The sequence below is a fragment of the Pseudomonas fluorescens genome (assembly GCF_902497875.1).
Classification (GTDB): domain Bacteria; phylum Pseudomonadota; class Gammaproteobacteria; order Pseudomonadales; family Pseudomonadaceae; genus Aquipseudomonas; species Aquipseudomonas fluorescens_BR.
The window spans coordinates 1-18,455 of the sequence record NZ_CABVHY010000043.1; the positions used below are offsets into that span (position 1 = coordinate 1).

Consider the following 18,455-nt stretch of genomic DNA (forward strand, 5'->3'; position numbering starts at 1 on the left):
TCTTCAACGGCGTCAGCACTTCATCCTTCTCACCCATCAATATGAACACCAGCAACTTCGCCGGTTTGGTGGCGCTGGCGTTGGCCGAGACCGGGTGTTTGGAACCGGCCGCTTCGTACCAGGATTCGCCGGCCTTGTAGGTGATCGCCTTTTCATCGTTGACCTGGGAGGTGACCTCACCCTCCAGCACATAGGCCATGGCCGAGCCTTGGTGCATATGCGGCACGCTGGCCTGGCCCGGGGCGTAGTCGACGGTGAGCATCATGGCTTTGTTGCCCGGTGCGTTGGTCAGTGCATGTTCCTGCAGGATATTGAGTTTTTCCTTGCCGTAGACCGGGTCGTGGGCGAAGGAATTGAGGGAGGCCAGCATGGCCAGGCCGGCGAAGATCGAAGTTGGGAAGTTCATGATGGGTACCTTTGCATGGTTGGAGGCGTGATTCTCGGGAAAGAACAGGAGGCCAATGGGCTCAGTGATTGAAGTCCAGACGGCTGGCCACACGGTTGTCGATCAGCTCGATAAACCCTTGCAGCGCTGGCAGTGCGAAGTGCGACTCCATGAACTGGCGGGTCTGCCAGTGGCCGCTGACGATCCACCGGTCGGGGATGACCGGGCACGGTTGCACGGTGTAGTCGAGGCAGCCCGGGGCTTCACGGATCGCTTCGGCAATCCGCGCCAGGTGCAGGCCGAGCTCATCTGAACGGCCGTGGACGGCCTGGATCCGGACGGTGTTGATCGCGCTGCTGTGCATGGCGGGTTCTCCTGTTGCTGGCTTGGGAGTTCGTGAGAAGAAGAGTAGGGCTGCGCTCTTTCAACACCAATATCCAATCCGCGGGAAAACCACTGAGCCAATCAGGCGATCTGTTTGAGAATATCCCGGACCTTGTCCAGCGCAGGGTCGATGTCCAGGGTCTCGATCGCCCCGAAACCGATGAACAGCCCGCTTTTGACCGGCGTGTTGTGGAAGAAGCTGTCCAGCGGGTAGAGCCCGACTTCGACTTTCTTCGCCAGCTCGATCAGCAACGGGATATCCACCGCCACCTTGCACAGCGCAGCCATATGGAAACCGGCAATCGATGGCACGACCTCGAACCAGGGCGCCAGATCGCCGTGCAGGCGCTTGAGAATGTGCTCCCGGCGACTGGCGTAGACCGTATGGCAACGGCGGATGTGCTTGAGCAGGTAGCCCTCGGAAATGAACTTGGCCAGCGCCCATTGCGGCAGGGTCGAGGTGTGGCAGTCGGTCAATTGCTTGGCCTTGATCACCGCGCTGCGGATCGCCGGTGGCAACACCGCATAACCGAGCCGCAACTCCGGCAGCAGGGTTTTCGAGAAGGTCCCGACGTAAGCGACGACGCCGCGGGTGTCCATGCTTTGCAGGGAGTCGGTGGGCCGCCCCTCATAGCGGAATTCGCTGTCGTAGTCATCCTCGATCACGATCGCGCCCAGCACTCGGGCGCGTTCCAGCAGCGCCTCACGGCGCGCCAGGCTCATCGGCATGCCGAGGGGAAACTGGTGCGACGGAGTGACGTAAATCAGCCGCGTGCCGTCGGGAATCAGCTCGACCTGAATGCCTTCGGCGTCCACCGGAACCCCGACCACCGTCGCGCCCTGGGCGGTGAACAACAGCCGCGCCGGGGTGTAGCCGGGGTCCTCCATGGCGACCAGGCTGCCCGGTTCGACTACCACCCGGGCGATCAGGTCGAGGGCTTGCTGGGCACCGTTGCAGACTACGACGTCGTCGTCATGACAGGCCACTCCACGGGAAAACGCGACATGCCCGGCAATGGCACTGCGTAGCGCCGGCAGGCCTTCCGGTTGGCTGTAAAACCCTGCGCTCAGGGCGATCCGGCGCAACGCGTCCAGGGTGCAACGCCGCCATTCTTCCTGGGGGAATTGATTGCGGGTGGTCGCGCCGCCGATAAATTCGCAGCGCAAGGTGCCTTCCAGGGTCGGATGGCGCAAGTTCGCCGGCAGGTTCTGCCACTGCTCCAGGCTCTGCGCACAGGCCAGGTCCGCTGCATTTTGCTTGCGCTCGACCTTGGCGGCACGCGCGTTGACGAAGGTGCCACGACCGATCTTGCCGATCAGCAAGTTTTCGTAGGTCAGCAGTGCATAGGTGTCGGAGACTGTCTTGCGCGAGACACCCAGTTGCTCGGCGAGCAGACGGCTGGGCGGCAGCTGTGCACCGGCGGCCAGTCGCCCGGATTCGATCGCTCCCCGCAGTTGCTGGTACAGCTGCTCGGCCAGGTCCTTGCGGCCTTTGATGACGACATGAAGTTCCATGGAGAGTCCTGAAGACGGTCGGTCGTGTGCAAGATTACTCGCAACCAGGCTGTTGGTGTAGATCAAGGCGCTCGGGTGGTCTTGGCAAAAAACCGGCAATTGGCTATAGGGAGTCGGGGCCTCGAGTCGTAGGCTTTGAGTCATCGAATGTCAGTCAAAGGTCACGCCCATGGAACCCCGCCTGGATTACTACACGGCCTCGCCGCAAGCCCTCAAGGGGATCCTCATGCTCGAGGCGGCGACCTTTGGTCTATCGATTGAAAAGCCGTTGCTGGAGCTGATCAAGATTCGCGTCTCGCAGCTCAATCAATGTTCGTTCTGCACCGACATGCATTCTGTCGAAGCCCGCCGTCAGGGCGAAACCGAGCGTCGGCTGTACGCCATTGCCGTGTGGCGCGACTCGCCGTTTTTCAATGCGCGGGAAAAGGCCGCGCTGGCCTGGAGTGAGTCGGTGACCTTGCTGCCGACTTCCAATGTGCCGGACGAGCTGTACACGGCGCTGCAGGCCGAGTTCAGCGAACGCGAGATGGTCGACCTGACCGTGGCGGTTGCCACCATCAATTGCTGGAATCGGTTGGCGGTGGGGTTTCGGCAGCAGCCCAGTGATTGATGGCGCCTGAGCCGACGCCTTCGCGAGCAAGCTCGCTCCCACAGGTCTTGCACAATCCATGTAGGAGCTGCCGCAGGTTCGGGCCGCGTTCGGACGATCTTTTGATCTTGATCTTCGACGGTCTTTTGAGACCCCTCGCCACACCCCTGCATAGGGCCTTACACTCGGCGGTCCATTCGACATTCAAGGACGAACCACCATGCCCGCCACCGATCCGACGATTACCATCGAACGCTTCAGCGAAGTCCATATCGACGGTATTACTTCGCTCTACAACGACCCCGCGGTCGCCCGCCAGGTGCTGCAAATGCCGTTTCAGACCAGCGAAGTCTGGCGCAAACGCATAGCCCCGGACAACGAACGGCTGTTGCAGTTGGTGGCCGTGCATCAAGGCGTGGTGATCGGCAATTGCGGCCTGGAGCAGTTTTCGCGGATCCGCCGCAGTCATTGCGGCAATATCGGCATGGGCGTCGCAGTGGCCTGGCAGGGCAAGGGCGTTGGCTCGAAACTGCTCGCCGCGGCGCTGGATATCGCCGACAACTGGATGAACCTGCAGCGGGTCGAGCTTACGGTCTACGCCGACAACGAAGCCGCCATCGGGCTCTACCGCAAGTTCGGCTTCGAGACCGAAGGCCTGCTGCGCGACTATGCGGTTCGCGACGGCGGCCTGGTCGACGCGCTGAGCATGGCGCGCTTGCGCCGTACACGCTCGGCTTCCTGAGTCAGTCGCCCAGGGCAAATGCCACTGCGGCCCGGGCATGCAGCTCGGTGGTGTCAAGCAGTGGCAGCAGGCTGTGTTCGGGTTTGATCAGCAGACAGATTTCAGTGCAGCCGAGGATGATCGCCTGGGCACCGCGAGCGGCCAGGGATTCGATGATCCGTTGGTAGGTTTCCCGCGAGCGGTCACTGATCACCCCGACACACAACTCGTCGTAAATGATCCGGTGCACCGCATCGCGCTCGGCGGCTTCAGGCACCAACACACTCAACCCTTGCGCACCGAGACGCTGCTTGAGGAAGTCCTGCTCCATGGTGAATGCGGTGCCAAGCAGGCCGACAGTCATGGCGCCGGCATCTACCGCTGCCTGTCCCGCCGGGTCGGCAATGTGCAAAAAAGGTACCGATATCGCCGCCTCAATCTGCTCCGCCAGCAAATGCATGGTGTTGGTACAGAGCACCACGCACTCGGCACCGCCGGCCTCCAGTCGTTGGGCGGCGTCCACCAGAATCAGCGCCGCATCGTCCCAGCGCCCGGCATGCTGGGCCTGTTCGATGGGCCCGAAATCGACGCTGTACATCAATAGTTTCGCCGAACGCAGCGGTCCCAACCGATCACGCACCCGTTGGTTGATGATGCGGTAATACTCGGCGCTGGACTCCCAGCTCATGCCGCCGATCAGGCCGATGGTGCGCATGCTGTTCTCCTGTTGATGGCAACTCTGTATCGAAGATAATTGCCTGAAGGGAAAATGTGAGCCATCTACAGTGCCCGTGATTACCAATCAATTCCATCCTCGGCTGTTGCCCTGGGCTGGTGAGTCATCGGAGCAACGGCTTTTAGTCATACGTGGCTGGCCGGCATCTGCCATGATCAATACCTTGCAGTCATGCTTCACCCAAGGAACATCGCGATGGACGACGTAAAGCAACTGGGCGAGATGCTTCGCCACTACGCAGAAAGCGAAGCGCACAAGAAGCAGGTTTTCGAGACCCAATCGGCCGATTGGGCGGTGCGCATCGGCAAACTCTTCGATCAGATCGAGCAGTGGCTTGAACCGGTTAAAAGTCCGAGCCTGCTTGAGGTGAGCCGCGAAGCCTATGTCGCCTCAGGCCCGAGCGTTGCCGTCGAAACCTCACCCTTCAAAACCGAGAAACTGACGATTCAGATCGCCGGCAAGCCGGTGGAGTTCGTGCCCGACGTGATGGGTGCTGGTGGTTTGATCTCACTGGCGGTGATGGGCCTGACGGCCGCGCGTTATGGCAGTATTTCGCTGGTGTGCCAGCCACCGTCGAGCGACTGGCAGTGGCGCAAGACCAACGGTCTGAAAGACCCGGATACCTTTGCCTTCGATGCGGACTTCCTGGCGCAGCAGTTGCAGAGCCTGATTCCGCGAGAGCGTGGGTAATTTACCTGTAGGCACGAGCTTATGTGGCGAGGGGCCTTGCCCCCGCTGGAGCGCGAAGCGGTCCTAAAACCTGAAATCGAGTTCTATCCGACAAAACCCGGTTGCGGAATTTACGACTGCTACACAGGCGAACGGGGCGATGCGGCGTTCCGACAAGCCCCCTCGCAACAGGATCGCGGCCTTACTTCAGACTTCCACATTCCCCCAACCAACCTTCGCCACCTCAGGCGCCACGGCCCTGATGGTCTTGCCCGTCGCCAACTCCACCCGGCGCGCCACCTCCGGGTCATCCGCAAACGGGATCAGGCTGGCGTCGTCCAGGGTTTGGGCCGACTGGTTCCTCAAGCAGTATTCCACCGAGAAATACAGGCACGCTACCGCCAGCAGGTTCAGGCCGATTTCGATCATGACAAGCTTCTCTCTGACAGGAAGGACGCAAGCCGTGGAGGCTTGCGTCAGTGTTGGAATCAAGCAATCTGCGCTTCACTTTCAGCCATTTTCAGGTCCGCGACCCGCACCGTGCGCCAGGTGTTATAGGCCATCAACAGCATGCCGCTGAGGAAGAACACGCCGCCGACAAAGCGCACCACAAACCCCGGATGGCTGGCCTCCAGGGCCTCGACGAACGAGTAGGTCAGCGTGCCGTCGTCGTTGATCGCCCGCCACATCAGGCCCTGGGTGATGCCGTTGACCCACAATGCGGCGATGTATAGCACGGTGCCAATGGTCGCCAGCCAGAAGTGCAGGTTGATCAGCGCGATGCTGTGCATCTGCTCGCGGCCGAAGACTTTCGGGATCATGTGATACAGCGAGCCGAAGGTGATCATCGCCACCCAACCCAGAGCGCCGGCGTGTACGTGGCCGATGGTCCAGTCGGTGTAGTGGGAGAGGGCGTTCACGGTTTTGATCGCCATCATCGGTCCTTCGAAGGTCGACATGCCGTAGAACGCCAGCGACAGCACCAGAAAGCGCAGGATCGGGTCGGTGCGCAATTTATGCCAGGCACCGGACAGGGTCATCATGCCGTTGATCATCCCGCCCCAGCTCGGCGCCAGCAGGATCAACGACATCGCCATGCCCAGCGATTGCGCCCAGTCCGGCAGCGCGGTGTAGTGCAAGTGGTGCGGGCCGGCCCAGATGTACAGGGTGATCAGCGCCCAGAAGTGCACGATCGACAAGCGGTAGGAATACACCGGCCGGTTGGCCTGTTTGGGGACGAAGTAATACATCATCCCGAGGAAACCGGTGGTCAGGAAGAAGCCCACCGCGTTGTGCCCGTACCACCACTGGACCATGGCGTCAGTGGCCCCGGAATACACCGGGTAAGACTTGAACCAGTCCACCGGAATCGAGAGGTGATTGACCACGTGCAGCATGGCGATCACCACGATGAACGCACCGAAAAACCAGTTACCCACGTAGATATGCTTGGTCTTGCGCTGCACCACGGTGGTGAAGAACACAATCGCGTAGGCGACCCAGACCACCGTCATCCACACCGCCCCGGAGAATTCGATCTCGGCGTATTCCTTGGTGGTGGTGTAGCCCAGCGGCAGGGTGATCAGCATGATCGTGATCACCGACTGCCAGCCCCAGAAGGTGAAGGCCGCCAGTTTGTCGGAATACAACCGCACCTGGCAGGTGCGTTGTACCGCGTAATAGCTGGCGGCGAATTGTGCGCTGCCGGCAAAGCCGAAAATCACCAGGCTGGTATGCAGCGGGCGCAAGCGGCCGAAGGTGGTCCACGGCAGGTCCAGGTTCAATTGCGGCCAGACCAGCTGCGAGGCGATCCATACGCCCATCGCCATGCCGATAATGCCCCATACCACTGTTGCCACGACGAATTGGCGGACGACCTTGTAGTTATAGGCTTGTCCGGTTGCTGCTGTGCTCATGGTCAAATCTTCCACGGTTGCAAAGTCTTGCCAGGCCACCCGGTCTGGCATGCAGTGAACTGTAGAAAGGCTGGACCAAACAAAACAGACTCAGAAAAACTGCATTAATGCGGATCAGATTAAACAGCATGCCAGCGGTGCCCAGCGTGGCACTGATATGGTTTTTTAGCGTTTACCTGAATCTGTAACGTACTGAGCTGCAGGTGCATAGTCGTTTCCCCGGAACCAGCCGATAGAGCGCGGTCAGCCCTGATGATGAGGTAGCGACATGTACCATTACGATGACTATGACCGTGCCCTGGTCTTTGAGCGGGTCGCGCAGTTTCGCGATCAGGTCGAACGTTTCATGGGCGGTGAGTTGAGCGAGGAAGAATTCCTGCCGCTACGCCTGCAAAACGGTCTGTATATGCAAAAGCACGCCTACATGCTGCGGGTTGCGATCCCTTACGGCACCCTCGGTGCCCGGCAGCTGCGTACCCTGGCGAGCATCGCCCGGGATTACGATCGCGGCTACGGTCACTTCACCACCCGGCAGAACATGCAGTTCAACTGGATCGAACTGGCCCGGGTGCCTTCGATTCTCGAACGCCTGGCGGAAGTGGAAATGCACGCGATCCAGACCTCCGGCAACTGCGTGCGTAATATCACCACCGAAGCCTTTGCCGGGGTCGCCGCCGACGAGTTGCTCGACCCGCGGCCCCTGGCGGAGATCCTGCGGCAGTGGTCGACCATCAATCCGGAATTCCTGTTCCTGCCACGCAAGTTCAAGATCGCCATCTGCTCGGCGGAGCAGGACCGGGCGGCGATCATGATGCATGACATCGGCCTGTATCTTTATCGCGACGCTGACGAACAAATGCGCTTGCGGGTGATAGTCGGTGGTGGGCTGGGGCGCACACCGATCCTCGGTTTGCAGATTCGCGAAGGCCTGCCCTGGCAGCACCTGCTGTCCTATGTCGAGGCCGTATTGCGGGTCTACAACCGCCATGGCCGACGCGACAACAAGTACAAGGCGCGGATCAAGATTCTGGTCAAGGCCTTGGGCATTGAAGCCTTTGCCGAGGAAGTGGAAGAAGAGTGGGAGCACCTCAAGGACGGCCCGGCACAGTTGACCGACGTCGAGTACGAGCGTGTGGCCAGTGCTTTCGTGCCACCGGCTTATCGCCTCCTGACGGATGCCGATCTGGATTTCGGCACCCGTCTGAGCGAAAACCCGGCCTTCGCCCGCTGGGTGTCGCGCAACGTGCAGCCGCATAAAATACCGGGCTACAGCAGCGTGGTGCTCTCGACCAAACCCGGCATCAGCGCTCCACCGGGCGACGTCACCGCGGAACAAATGGAAGCCGTTGCCGACTGGTCCGAGCAGTTCGGCTTTGGCGAAATCCGCATCGCCCATGAACAGAACATCGTCCTGCCGGATGTGCCCAAGGCCGATCTTTATGCGCTCTGGTGCCTGGCCTGTGAACAGGGCCTGGGCTGCGCCAATATCGGCTTGCTGACCGACATCATCGCCTGCCCCGGCGGTGACTTCTGCGCCTTGGCCAATGCCAAGTCGATCCCCATCGCCCAGGCGATCCAGGCGCGTTTCGACGATCTGGATTACCTGCACGACCTGGGGGAAATCAGTCTCAATATCTCCGGCTGCATGAACGCCTGCGGCCATCACCACATCGGCAATATCGGCATCCTTGGCGTCGACAAAAACGGCAGCGAGTGGTACCAGATCACCCTCGGCGGTTCTCAGGGCAAGAACAGTGCCTTGGGCAAGGTCATCGGCCCGTCGTTCAGCGCTGCTGAGGTGCCGGACGTGATCGAGGGCATCGTAGCCACTTTCGTCCGTTATCGCGAAAGCGAAGAGTCCTTCGTCGATACCTTGCAACGCATTGGCCTGGAGCCTTTCAAGGAACGGGTCTATCCGAAGGTTCTGGAGGTGTCGGCATGAATAACCTACTGCGTTTGCAAGAGGGCGTGCCGCGGGTGGTCCACGACGATTGCTGGACCTTGATCAGGGAAGTGGATGCCGATCTGCCCGAGGGGCCGATGATCCTGCCGCTGGCGCTGTGGCTAGCCCGCCGAATCGACCACAATCCAGTTCATGACGCGGTCTGGTTAAGCCCGGATGACGAAGTGGAAAGCCTCAAGCCGTGGTTGAATCTGTTGCCGCTGATTGCCCTGGACTTCCCGAGCTTTCGCGACGGACGCGCCTACAGCCAGGCCTATCTGTTGCGCACCCGCGTCGGCTGGCAGGGCGAGTTGCGGGCGATTGGCGATGTCCTGCGCGACCAACTCAGCCACATGCGCCAATGCGGTTTTGACGCCTTTGCGGTGCGTGAAGACAAATCCGCCGAGGACGCGCTCAAGGGATTGGCGGGGATGAGCGTGTTGTATGGACGTTCGGTGATTGAGCCGCGGCCGTTGTTTCGCCGACGTTAGGAGGCCTGTGGCGAGGGAGCTTGCTCCCGCTGGGTCGCGTAGCGGCCCTAAAACCTGCAACCGCGTGTTGTCAGGTATGACGCGTCAGCCAATTTGCGTCTGCTGCGCCCGAGCGCGGACCGGCCGGCGGGAGCAAGCTCCCTCGCCACAAGTACCCACCAGACCATCGTCACTGATTTCCCATTCCTCATTTCAACGCCGGATCCCCAGGATTCAGTCTCTTCCAGCCTTGCAGCAATACCTGGGCTTTCGATTCCTGGCCGTTGTCCAGGTAGTACTGGATCAGCGACAAGCGCGCATTGCGGTTGGCCGGTTGCAGCTTGAGCATTTTTTCCAGCAGGTCGCAGGCTTCGTCGATCTGCCCGCTCTCGTGCAGGGCTACTGCCAGCACATAACCATACTGGGCGTTCTGCGGTTCAAGGTGGGCGGCGTTGCGCAAGGCGGGCATCGCCTGGGCGGCTTTGCCCGCGCGGATCAGTGCCAGCCCCCGAGTGTGTTGCAGCAGCGCCGCATCAGGGTGTTCACGCAGCGCTTTGGCCAGCAGATCCTCAGCCTCCTTGCCGCGGCCACTGGCTTCCAGCCATTGCACCAGGGTCACCAGTGCCGGGAAGAAGTCCGGGTCGCGCAACAGTGCCGCGCGTAATTGCGGCTCGACCTTGTCACCGCGGCCACTGGCTTGATAAAGCATCGCCAGATTGAGATTGGCTTCGGCCCGTTCGAGCAGGTTCAACTGCACGGCTTCGTATTCAGCGATGGCCGCGTCCCAGCTGGGCTGGGCGCTGCCCAAACCGCTGTTGGCGGCGCTCAGCAGGTCACGGGCGGCGGCGATGCGCACGGCGCGGACCGGGTCATTGAGCAGTGGTGCCAGTAGCGGCGTGCGTTCTGTGGGTGGAAGGAAAGCGCTGACGGCGCGTATTGCACTGTCGCGTACCTGGGGTGCCGGGTTGCTCAAATCCTTGCTGGCCAGCTTCAACGCCTGTTCGCTGGGGTAGAGCGGCAGTTCGGCGAGTAAGGTCGCGCGCTGGATGGCTGGCAGGTTGTTGCGCTGCAACTGCTCGTACAAGGCTTGCGCCGCCCCGGCTTGGCCCCCGCGAATCAGCCCCAGGCTCTCGTCGTAGCGCGGCGCTTGGGCGATCGGGCTGCCGCTCCAGCGTTTGAATAGCTCGGTGATTCGGTCGCCAGCCTTGCCTTGATGGCAGGTCAGGCAGGCGTCCGGGGTGCCGAGTTTTTTCGCCCGCTCGGGGTTGGGAATGCTGAAACTGTGGTCATGCCTGAAGTCATTGCCCATGTAGAACTTGCCCGGCATATGGCAATCCACGCACTGGGAGCCCGGTTGGCCGGCTGGATGCCGATGGTGCTCGGCAGAATCGTAGTTCTTCGCTTGCAGGCCTTTGCCGTCGACTCTCTCGACCGAGGTTTTGCCGGCGCTATTGTGGCATTGCAGGCAAACGCCGTTGCCCGGGGCTTTCAGTTCGGTGCTGTGAGGGTTGTGGCAGTTGCTGCAACGCACCCCCTTGTCGAACATTTTGCTTTGCGCGAAGGAGCCGTGTTCGAACACTTCATCTTTGATCTTGCCGTCCAGCGCATACAGCTCGCGGGTCAGCACGCTAGGCAGGTAATCATCCATCAAGCGTTTGCCGACGGTGTAACCGTCGTCCAACGGAGCGCGACGGGCATGACAGCGGGCACAGGTTTCGATCTCGGTGGTGGCGTCTCTGGCGTTGAGGTCGACGGCAAAACCGGCATGAATCAGGTCACCTTTTTTCGCCGCCCATTCGAGATGGTTCGATGCCGGGCCGTGGCAGGCCTGGCAGCCGACGCCGAGGCTGTTCCATTGGCTGGCGAAGCTGTTGCTGGCCGCGTCAAAGTTGCGCTGGTAGCCGGTGGTATGGCACTCGACGCACATGAAGTTGGCGTTCTGGCTGGGCTTGCTCCAGTGCAGCGGGTTCTTGAAGTTCACCCCCTGGCCCGGATACAGGTGAAACCAGCGCTGTTTCTCGGTATCCCAGGCCACACCCAAGGCTTGCAAGCGGCCATCGCCGACTTCGATCAGGTATTGCTGCAACGGTGCGATGCCGAAGGTGTAGGCGATTTTGAAGTCGGCATTCTTGCCATCGCTGCCGGTGGTATTAACCCAAAAACTAACGTCTTTACGGAAGAAACGACTGGTCTCTTTCTCGTTCTTGAAGATCACGTCGTTGAAATTGGCCAGTACGGTGTCCGCATTCGCGGTCTGCATCGCCAATTGATGATGAGAGCCTTGCCAGTCTTTTACCTGAGCACTGTGGCAGCCCTGGCATTGCTGTTCGTCGACCATGCTTGCTGGTGGCGCAGGTGCGACTGGGGGCTTTGCTCGCTGCACTACCGGCGCGTTGACAGGGGCATAGGCCAGCGGCATCGGTTTGCTGTGGTGCAGAAAAAACCACAGCCCCAGGCTGATCAACAGCAGCACGGCGGCGATGGCGGGGAACAGATAACGCGAAGTGAGCGAGGCGGGTGAATCAGGCTGGGGTTTTGCAGTTTTATTTTTATGCTTCGCCATTGCGACTTCCATAGTCCAGATGCATTGGCCTCTAAGGCCCGCGTTTAAGCTCCGTGCAGCTTTGCCCGATGGCGGGTGCCTGTCAAATGACCTTTGTGAAATTGCCCAAGGCCATAGATGAATATTCGGCTGTTGTCATAACAATTTCCTGAGGTTTGGCTATACCTACAATTCTCGTACCCAATACCGTTGTCGGCTAGCTGACAGGAGTTACAGAATGAAGCTTGCGTTAATGATGAGCACGCTGTGCATTGCCTCCATCGGAGTAGTGGGCTGTTCCAGCAAAGTACCCCAGCCTGACGAGTATTCGGGGTTTCTCAAGGACTACAGCCAGCTCAAAGAGGCAAAGTCTCCATCGGGTGTCGAAGTGATGCGCTGGGTTGACCCAAAACTCAACATCAACCAATACACCAGCGTCTACGTCGAGCCGACCCAGCTCTATCCAAAACCCCAGCCGACGGTGAAAATTCCGCAGAGCACCTTGTCCGGGATTACCAACTATTATGATCAGGCGCTCAAGCGTGAGATCAGTAAATCGATGCCCCTGGCCACCGGTCCTGGCCCTGGTGTGATGGTGGTGCGCGCGGCTATTACCGCCGTCAGCAGCAAGACCGAAGGCCTGAAACCCTATGAAGTGATCCCGATTGCCCTGGTGGCCGCCGCGGTCAGCACGGCCACCGGCATTCGTGACCAGGAAACCGATCTGGGCTCCGAAGCGGTGTTTCTTGATGGCGGGAATAACAAGGTTCTGGCCCAGGTAGTGCGCAAAGGCACTGGCAAGCCGCTGGAAAACGTATCACAGGTGATGAAGGCCGACGATGTGAAAAACGTCATCGATAGCTGGGCATCGGACATACATCAATCGTACTTGAAGTTGAAGGCGGAGTAGGGCCGTTAAACACTTGCCTAATGGGAGACCTGATCGCGAGCAAGCTCGCTCCTACAGGGAGCGGGCTGAACTGGCGATCTATCGGTCAACAAAAAAACTGGCCGATTCAACCTTAATCCCCGACAAACCACCGGTAATACGGATTCCCCCCATCCCCGCGCATCACTTCGCGAATGTCCCGGCCCCAAGCCGCCCGGTCGCCGTCGTAGGCGTTCAGGCTGGCGCGGTAGAACTGCATCAGGCGTTGCCGGTGGGTGTTCATGCGCTCGATGAAGGCTGTGTCGGCGTTGAGTATGAGTGGCGGCAGCCATTGGGCGACCAGGCCGTGTTTCTCCAGGCGTTTGGCAGCGAGCTGGTAGAAGTCGCGCGAGTACAGATTGACCACCCCGGCGGCGGCGTTGAAGTTGCCTTTGAACAATGGCGCGGCCTTGACCACGGCCGGCAGCAATTCGGCGACCACCCGATGTTCCAATGCAGTAGGGCGCCGGCGGTGATGCCGGTGCCGAAGCCGATCACCAGGGTCGACCGTGGCTCACCATTGTGAATCAACAATGGCAGCAAGGCCGCCGACACCCGATAAGCGCCTTCCCGTTGGAGTTCTTCTCGTTGCGGAACGGCGTGGTCGCTGCGTCTTTTGCCTGCTTGAGTCACGTCGAAGCGACCAACGTATATTGCGGTCCTGCATTGCGTTGCGGGTCATTGCACGTGTACCGATCACCTGTTTCGGCGGCACGCCATAGAAGACCACTTTGGCAAAGGCGCGCATGAACGTGGTATCGCCACCGCTGACGATGTAGGTCCTGAAGTCCTGGCTGCGCAGGTAGTCGAGCATCTCCAGCATCGGCTGGTAGATCATCTCGGTATAAGGCTTGCCGGTTCTCGGATGACGAGCCCGGCTCAGCCAGGTTTTCGCGTTATCCATGAAGGCTTCGGTGGTGATCCCGGTGCGGGTCGCGCCGACGATTTTCAACAAGTCGTCCATGCCGCTTTCACCGAGGCCCTTGTGACCGTTTTCCAGTACCGCCTTGAACGGTTGCTCGGTCTTCCACTCTGGATGCTGCGGGGTCAGGCGTTTGATTTCATCGAAAGCGAACAGCACCTGGAAGTAGGTGGGTTGCTCGGTCCAGAGGGTCCCGTCGTTACCGAATACGGCGATGCGCTCGGAGGGTTTCACGTAGTCCCTGGTGCTCGGGGTGGCCACGGCCCGGACAAACTCGACGATGCTTTTTTTCGCCGGGCCGTCGTTCCACGAGGGCAGGGGTTCAGTGGCCTGCACCAGCAACGGCAGTTGCAGGATCAGGGCCAGTAACAGCGTGAGCCCGTGGCGTTGGCGAATCGATATCAGGTTCGTCATGGGAAGTCCTTCTCGTGACCGGGATTGAGGGGTTGCAAAGCGGTTTGTCGAGGGGGCTGAGCCGGGCGTGGTATCTGACGATGCAGCGTAGTCAATGAATGTTTGAGTTGCTGTAGCGCCTGCGCAATCTGCTGCGCCGTGGTCATCGCTGGTCTCTCCTTGAAAAACGCCGGTGTCAGCTTGATGCTGACACCATTGCCCTCCGGGCGGTTTTCCCCGTCTTTCGAACACCATCAAGTCGCCGCTCAGGGCACCGGGCTTGTCGTGAAACTCAACCTGTTATTGGGCGTAGGAGGCCAGTGGGTCTGGATGCGTTGCCAGAGACTGGGCTTGGGTCTGAGCACCCACACCACAACTGGCGAACAGTACAAACAGGCTGAAACCGGTGGCGCGAAGTAACCCATTCATTGAGATTTCCTTATTTTCCGAAGGTGACGTTAAGTCCGGCAAACAGCGTGAATTGCGGCTGACCATCGCCTTTGCGTTCCACTGTCCATTGCGGTTCGATAAAGGCGTTGAGGATATTGTCGCGGTCCTTCCAGACCTTGCCGGCACCGAAACCCAGGGGGATGTAGTGGGTATCGTTTTTCAGGTCGAAGGTCCAGATGCCGGTGGAGCGCAGGTACCAACCCTTGTCCAGGTTGTGAATGATGAACGGCTGCAGGGTCGCCGTTTCAACATGCGCACGGTCGCTGTCGCCGGCAAACGAGCTTTGGTACTGCACCAGCGCACCGAGCAAACCGCGGGGGGAGGTGTCGATGGCGATGGCCGCCAGGCCGGCCTGCCATTTGCCGGTACCGAGTTCGTCCTGATCGGCAATTGGAAGGGTGATCTGCGGGCCGATGCCCAGCTGCACGCCATCGGTCTTGAGCAGAAAGATATCAAACAGGTTCAGATCACCTTCGCCGGTGCTGTAGCCGCCATTTGGGTCGGGGTGGGTGCTGATCGGCGCGGTGGCGCGCAGCAACTGCGGGACCCCGATGTAGTCGTTGGGCGCTATCGGCAAGGTGCCGCGCACCAGCAGGTCGTTGGTATGAATATTGGTGTCGTAGTACCTCGGGGTGTAGTAATCCTGCAGATTCATTCCGGGCTCGAAGTTCAGCGGGTTGTTGCTTTTGTTGGCGATCTCGACGTTGTCGGCCATGGCACAAAACGCCGACGACAAGGCTGCAGCCATTAGCATGGCGGGCGCGTAGTGTTTGATCGACATGATTCCCCGGTTCCTTCCTGGCTCAGTGGACGACTCGGCACTGGGTGGCGGATTGATGACTGCTCGCTCGGGCAAGTCTGTAGGGCGCTTCAGATTAAGCTAGCAGGGAACGGCGGGTTAGCCAGTCGGAAGGGATGACTCGTTGGTTTTTGTGCATGGGTTCGCGGGATGTGAGTTCCCCGTAGCAGCTGCCGAAGGCTGCGTTCGGCCGCGTAGCGGTCGTAAAACCGGCGAACGCATTTTTCCTGCAAACATACGGTCCACCCTATTGCGATTGCTGCGCAATCGAACGCAGGCTTCGCCAGCTGCTACGAAGCGCGTAGTAAGGCTGAGAAACGACTTACATACTAGGGCGTCTGCCAGGTGATCCGGCGGGTGTTCTGCCTTGCGGTCCGCGGATACTGCCGCCTTCCAAACGTAGTGTATTCATGACGATATGCTCATCGCGAATAATTACACTGGCGCGCAACCTGGCGGTGACTCTTTCCAGCTTGGGTCCAGATGATGCTTTCATTTTATAGAGATAATAACCAATCGACGTATTGAACTGATCCGTGTACAGGTAAACGTCTGGACCGTTGTTTATAAGTAAACGTTGTCCATTTTGAGGTAAGCCATCCTTGAAGTTGAAAAAGTCCCTATGTTTATTATAGAATTTAAAACGTTTAGTGGTTTCTTCAGCGCTTCGCAGCCTACCGCGATCCAGTTGGTATATAAGTTTATTGCTTTGCGATAGCTTCGCCGATTCTTCCATTAGGTACTTTTCTCTGCCTCGGGCTGATTCGCCAATACGCTTGACTATTTTATCAAAAACCTCAATAGAGCGGTTTTTATTGGCTATTGCGGTGACCGGTAATGCGGCACTACTATTTTTTGAAATTGCTGAAGCCGCTCTTGCCCAATACTTTTGAAAGTGAACCAACAAAAATCCAGAAATATGTCCCGTTGGATCCTGTCTGTTAATCGGGTCTCCTAAACAATATGCATGCACATTCAAACCGCCATCCCCAAACGGACTCCAACTGTCCGGACTGTTAAACCGCATCAACACCGGATTAAACGCCCGATAGCCATTACCTAACAAGTAATGCCCGGTCACCGGATCCCGCCGTTCGCCGTTGAATCCCAGCAGGCTCAGCAAACCACTGTCGGCGGGGTGATGGCCGTAGGGGGAATAGGCGATGGGTTGGGGCGGACTCGCGCTGAGTGTATGGAGCACCGAGCGCTGCTGGTCGGAGGCCAACAATGTGGTCTCCGCCGTATTTCCACCGCTCTGTTGTTGCGCCAGGAGCTGGTCGTCGTGTTGGAAAATCGAGTGGTTTACCTGGCCCTGAATTTCCGTAGCCAAACGGCTTTTGCAGTAAAAGCGTTGAAGCTCGGCGGCCGACAAGGGTGTACTAGAGGCAAGTCGGTCCAGCGGGTCGTAGCGGTAGCGGCAGAGGACGATTTCGCGGCTGGAAGGCATGGGACGAACTCCTGTGGATCCTTTGGGGCAGGGTGTTCAGGTTCGTCGTTGGTGCCGAGGCTGTCTACTAGCAGATCTGCTAGGTAGCGCAGGTTGGGGTTCGGTCCCGGAGCGCTGGATTAACCATAAGAGCGCGCTTCGTGGCGGGTTTGGCTTGGGCGGTGTTGCAGATAAAAAAATTGCAGGCTGCGCCCTCCTGCAGAGAGTTAATCCATCCTCTAAATCGCATGCGCCGGATGTACGAGCGCTACGCGCTCAGTCGTGCGTTCAAACTCGAGAAACGCCCATGCCAATCCTCAAAAAACGATACTGATCTTGGCTTCGCCAGCAGCGATGAGCGTGTGGTTCGCGCCACCAGTCTGGAAAAAGGCCCTTATTCAAAGGTACCGACTGGATGTGCCCCTGATCCGCGAGGTTTGGGTAGATACGAGGTCAGGACGAGATGAAACGTTTCCTTGAGCATCCAGCGTCAATAAAGTGTCCACGAAAGTCCCCCGAGGAGCTGATCCCGAAGGGTATGAGGACACTGAACTTAGTGATTCGTTGGATCCCCACTCAACGTTGGCGCGCCTGCCCGAGCCAGACCAATTTGAATCTACAGAGATCGATCCTCGTCCTGAGGACGTTGATGCTGTATCAGTAGAACTGGTGGGTCCGAACCAATTGATTGAACTGGTTGATTCGGATAATCGAGCTGATACGGATGAATGAGTTGATTGAAATGAGCCGTTTGAATTTAGTGAGTCAGTCGATCCGAATCTGTGCGGAGTCTGACGCCTAAAGTTTTCACCCCTCCGATTATTGGTGAAAGGCATCGTGATAGTTCCCAGCGCATTGGGAATTCTTGGTGGGGCAATGCTTGGGGTCGAAATTGAGAGCCGTCCTAGATCTATGGAGCTCACCACTTGCGATCCAACACTGACTCTGCGTGTAATCGCTGCACTCGCTGCAAACCGGATATATATATCCCAAAAGGGAGTATGCCCATTCGGATCACTTCGATTAACCGGATCCCCAAAACAATACGCATACGAATTTAACCCCCCATCCCCAAACGGACTCCAACTGTCCGGGCTGTTAAATCGCATCAACACCGGATTAAACGCTCGATAGCCATTACCCAACAAATAATGCCCGGTTACCGGATCCCGCCGTTCGCCATTGAACCCCAGCAGGCTCAATAAACCGTTGTCGGCGGGGCGATGGCCGTAGGGTGAATAGGCGATGGGTTGGGGTGGGCTTGCGTTGAACGCATGGAGCACCGAGCGCTGCTGGTCGGTGGCCAGCAATGTGGTCTTCACGGCATCCCCGCCACTCTGTTGTTGCGCCAGTAGCTGGTCGTCGTGCTGAAAGATCGAGTATTTTACCTGACCCTGAATTTCGGTAGCCAAGCGGCTTTTACAGTAAAAGCGCTGAAGCTCCACGACCGACAACGGTGTAGTAGAGGCGAGTAGGTCCAGCGGGTCGTAGCGGTAGCGGCAGAGGACGATTTCGCGGCTGGAAGGCATGGGACAAACTCCTGTGGATCTTTTGGGGCAGGGTGTTCAGGTTCGTCGCCGGGGCAGAGATTGTCTACTAGCAGAACTGCTAGGTAGGGAAGGTTGGGGGTCGGTCCGGGAGCGCTGGATTAACCGTAAGAACGCGTTT

16 protein-coding genes and 3 pseudogenes are annotated in these 18,455 nt (G+C 58.9%); 7 read left to right on the forward strand and 12 right to left on the reverse strand.

The features are described 5' to 3' along the window. From F8N85_RS30165 to F8N85_RS30175, 3 genes are all read right to left on the reverse strand, one after another. The coding region (locus F8N85_RS30165; RefSeq protein WP_150807101.1) for a cupin domain-containing protein at window positions 1-406 on the reverse strand (406 nt) is incomplete at its 3' end. Between the two features lie 61 nt (window positions 407-467). Then, window positions 468-749, reverse strand: a complete 282-nt coding sequence (locus tag F8N85_RS30170; protein WP_150802929.1) for a putative quinol monooxygenase — start codon at window positions 747-749, stop codon at window positions 468-470. Window positions 750-850: 101 nt separating this feature from the next. Continuing rightward, on the reverse strand, window positions 851-2,284 hold the full coding sequence (locus F8N85_RS30175) for a PLP-dependent aminotransferase family protein (protein ID WP_150807102.1): 1,434 nt from the start codon (window positions 2,282-2,284) through the stop codon (window positions 851-853). Between the two features lie 169 nt (window positions 2,285-2,453). On the opposite strand from F8N85_RS30175, the gene F8N85_RS30180 reads away from it, so the two are divergent. Both F8N85_RS30180 and F8N85_RS30185 read left to right on the forward strand, forming a co-directional pair. Then, window positions 2,454-2,894 carry a carboxymuconolactone decarboxylase family protein gene (locus tag F8N85_RS30180; RefSeq protein WP_150807103.1) on the forward strand — a complete coding sequence of 147 codons (441 nt, stop codon included), beginning with the start codon at window positions 2,454-2,456 and terminating at the stop codon, window positions 2,892-2,894. A 199-nt stretch (window positions 2,895-3,093) separates the two neighbouring features. Beyond that, window positions 3,094-3,615 carry a GNAT family N-acetyltransferase gene (locus F8N85_RS30185; protein WP_150807104.1) on the forward strand — a complete coding sequence of 174 codons (522 nt, stop codon included), beginning with the start codon at window positions 3,094-3,096 and terminating at the stop codon, window positions 3,613-3,615. A 1-nt stretch (window position 3,616) separates the two neighbouring features. On the opposite strand, the gene F8N85_RS30190 is transcribed toward F8N85_RS30185, so the two are convergent. Beyond that, window positions 3,617-4,309, reverse strand: a complete 693-nt coding sequence (locus F8N85_RS30190) for an aspartate/glutamate racemase family protein (protein ID WP_150807105.1) — start codon at window positions 4,307-4,309, stop codon at window positions 3,617-3,619. Window positions 4,310-4,525: 216 nt separating this feature from the next. Between F8N85_RS30190 and F8N85_RS30195 the strand changes: the two genes are divergently transcribed. Beyond that, window positions 4,526-5,020: a hypothetical protein gene (locus F8N85_RS30195; RefSeq protein ID WP_150807106.1), complete on the forward strand. Its 495-nt coding sequence runs from the start codon at window positions 4,526-4,528 to the stop codon at window positions 5,018-5,020. A 186-nt stretch (window positions 5,021-5,206) separates the two neighbouring features. On the opposite strand, the gene F8N85_RS30200 is transcribed toward F8N85_RS30195, so the two are convergent. Together F8N85_RS30200 and ccoN are read right to left on the reverse strand one after the other, a co-directional pair. After that, a complete protein-coding gene (locus F8N85_RS30200) occupies window positions 5,207-5,428 on the reverse strand; it encodes a cbb3-type cytochrome c oxidase subunit 3 (RefSeq protein ID WP_150807107.1) in 222 nt (73 codons plus the stop codon). Window positions 5,429-5,487: 59 nt separating this feature from the next. After that, window positions 5,488-6,915, reverse strand: coding sequence for a cytochrome-c oxidase, cbb3-type subunit I (gene ccoN / locus F8N85_RS30205; RefSeq protein ID WP_150807108.1), 1,428 nt, complete (start codon window positions 6,913-6,915; stop codon window positions 5,488-5,490). A 268-nt stretch (window positions 6,916-7,183) separates the two neighbouring features. Between ccoN and F8N85_RS30215 the strand changes: the two genes are divergently transcribed. Both F8N85_RS30215 and F8N85_RS30220 read left to right on the forward strand, forming a co-directional pair. Continuing rightward, window positions 7,184-8,857 (forward strand): nitrite/sulfite reductase, encoded by a 1,674-nt coding sequence (locus F8N85_RS30215; protein ID WP_150807109.1) that lies wholly within the window; start codon window positions 7,184-7,186, stop codon window positions 8,855-8,857. Further along, window positions 8,854-9,348 (forward strand): DUF934 domain-containing protein, encoded by a 495-nt coding sequence (locus tag F8N85_RS30220; protein WP_150807110.1) that lies wholly within the window; start codon window positions 8,854-8,856, stop codon window positions 9,346-9,348. Before F8N85_RS30215 ends, F8N85_RS30220 begins: the two co-directional genes overlap by 4 nt. A 187-nt stretch (window positions 9,349-9,535) precedes the next feature. On the opposite strand, the gene F8N85_RS30225 is transcribed toward F8N85_RS30220, so the two are convergent. Further along, window positions 9,536-11,890, reverse strand: a complete 2,355-nt coding sequence (locus F8N85_RS30225) for a tetratricopeptide repeat protein (RefSeq protein ID WP_150807111.1) — start codon at window positions 11,888-11,890, stop codon at window positions 9,536-9,538. Between the two features lie 217 nt (window positions 11,891-12,107). Here F8N85_RS30225 and F8N85_RS30230 point away from each other — a divergent pair, with 217 nt between their 5' ends. After that, window positions 12,108-12,779: a DUF3313 domain-containing protein gene (locus F8N85_RS30230; RefSeq protein ID WP_150807112.1), complete on the forward strand. Its 672-nt coding sequence runs from the start codon at window positions 12,108-12,110 to the stop codon at window positions 12,777-12,779. Window positions 12,780-12,891: 112 nt separating this feature from the next. Here F8N85_RS30230 and F8N85_RS30235 read toward each other — a convergent pair. Together F8N85_RS30235 and F8N85_RS30240 are read right to left on the reverse strand one after the other, a co-directional pair. Next, window positions 12,892-13,343 (reverse strand): annotated as a pseudogene (locus tag F8N85_RS30235) (hypothetical protein); the annotation flags it as partial. A 112-nt stretch (window positions 13,344-13,455) separates the two neighbouring features. Next, window positions 13,456-14,133: pseudogene (locus F8N85_RS30240) on the reverse strand (haloacid dehalogenase-like hydrolase); the annotation flags it as partial. A gap of 183 nt (window positions 14,134-14,316) precedes the next feature. On the opposite strand from F8N85_RS30240, the gene F8N85_RS34705 reads away from it, so the two are divergent. Then, the gene (locus F8N85_RS34705) at window positions 14,317-14,532 is read left to right on the forward strand and encodes a hypothetical protein (RefSeq protein ID WP_191636294.1); all 216 of its coding nucleotides are present in this window, start codon (window positions 14,317-14,319) and stop codon (window positions 14,530-14,532) included. Window positions 14,533-14,551: 19 nt separating this feature from the next. Here F8N85_RS34705 and F8N85_RS30245 read toward each other — a convergent pair whose 3' ends face one another. The 3 genes and pseudogenes from F8N85_RS30245 to F8N85_RS35275 form a co-directional block, all read right to left on the reverse strand. Then, window positions 14,552-15,343 carry a hypothetical protein gene (locus F8N85_RS30245; protein WP_150807114.1) on the reverse strand — a complete coding sequence of 264 codons (792 nt, stop codon included), beginning with the start codon at window positions 15,341-15,343 and terminating at the stop codon, window positions 14,552-14,554. Between the two features lie 340 nt (window positions 15,344-15,683). Continuing rightward, window positions 15,684-16,808 (reverse strand): RHS repeat-associated core domain-containing protein, encoded by a 1,125-nt coding sequence (locus F8N85_RS30250; RefSeq protein WP_150807115.1) that lies wholly within the window; start codon window positions 16,806-16,808, stop codon window positions 15,684-15,686. Window positions 16,809-17,788: 980 nt separating this feature from the next. Next, window positions 17,789-18,316 (reverse strand): annotated as a pseudogene (locus F8N85_RS35275) (RHS repeat-associated core domain-containing protein); the annotation flags it as partial. Between the last annotated feature and the right edge of the window lie 139 nt (window positions 18,317-18,455).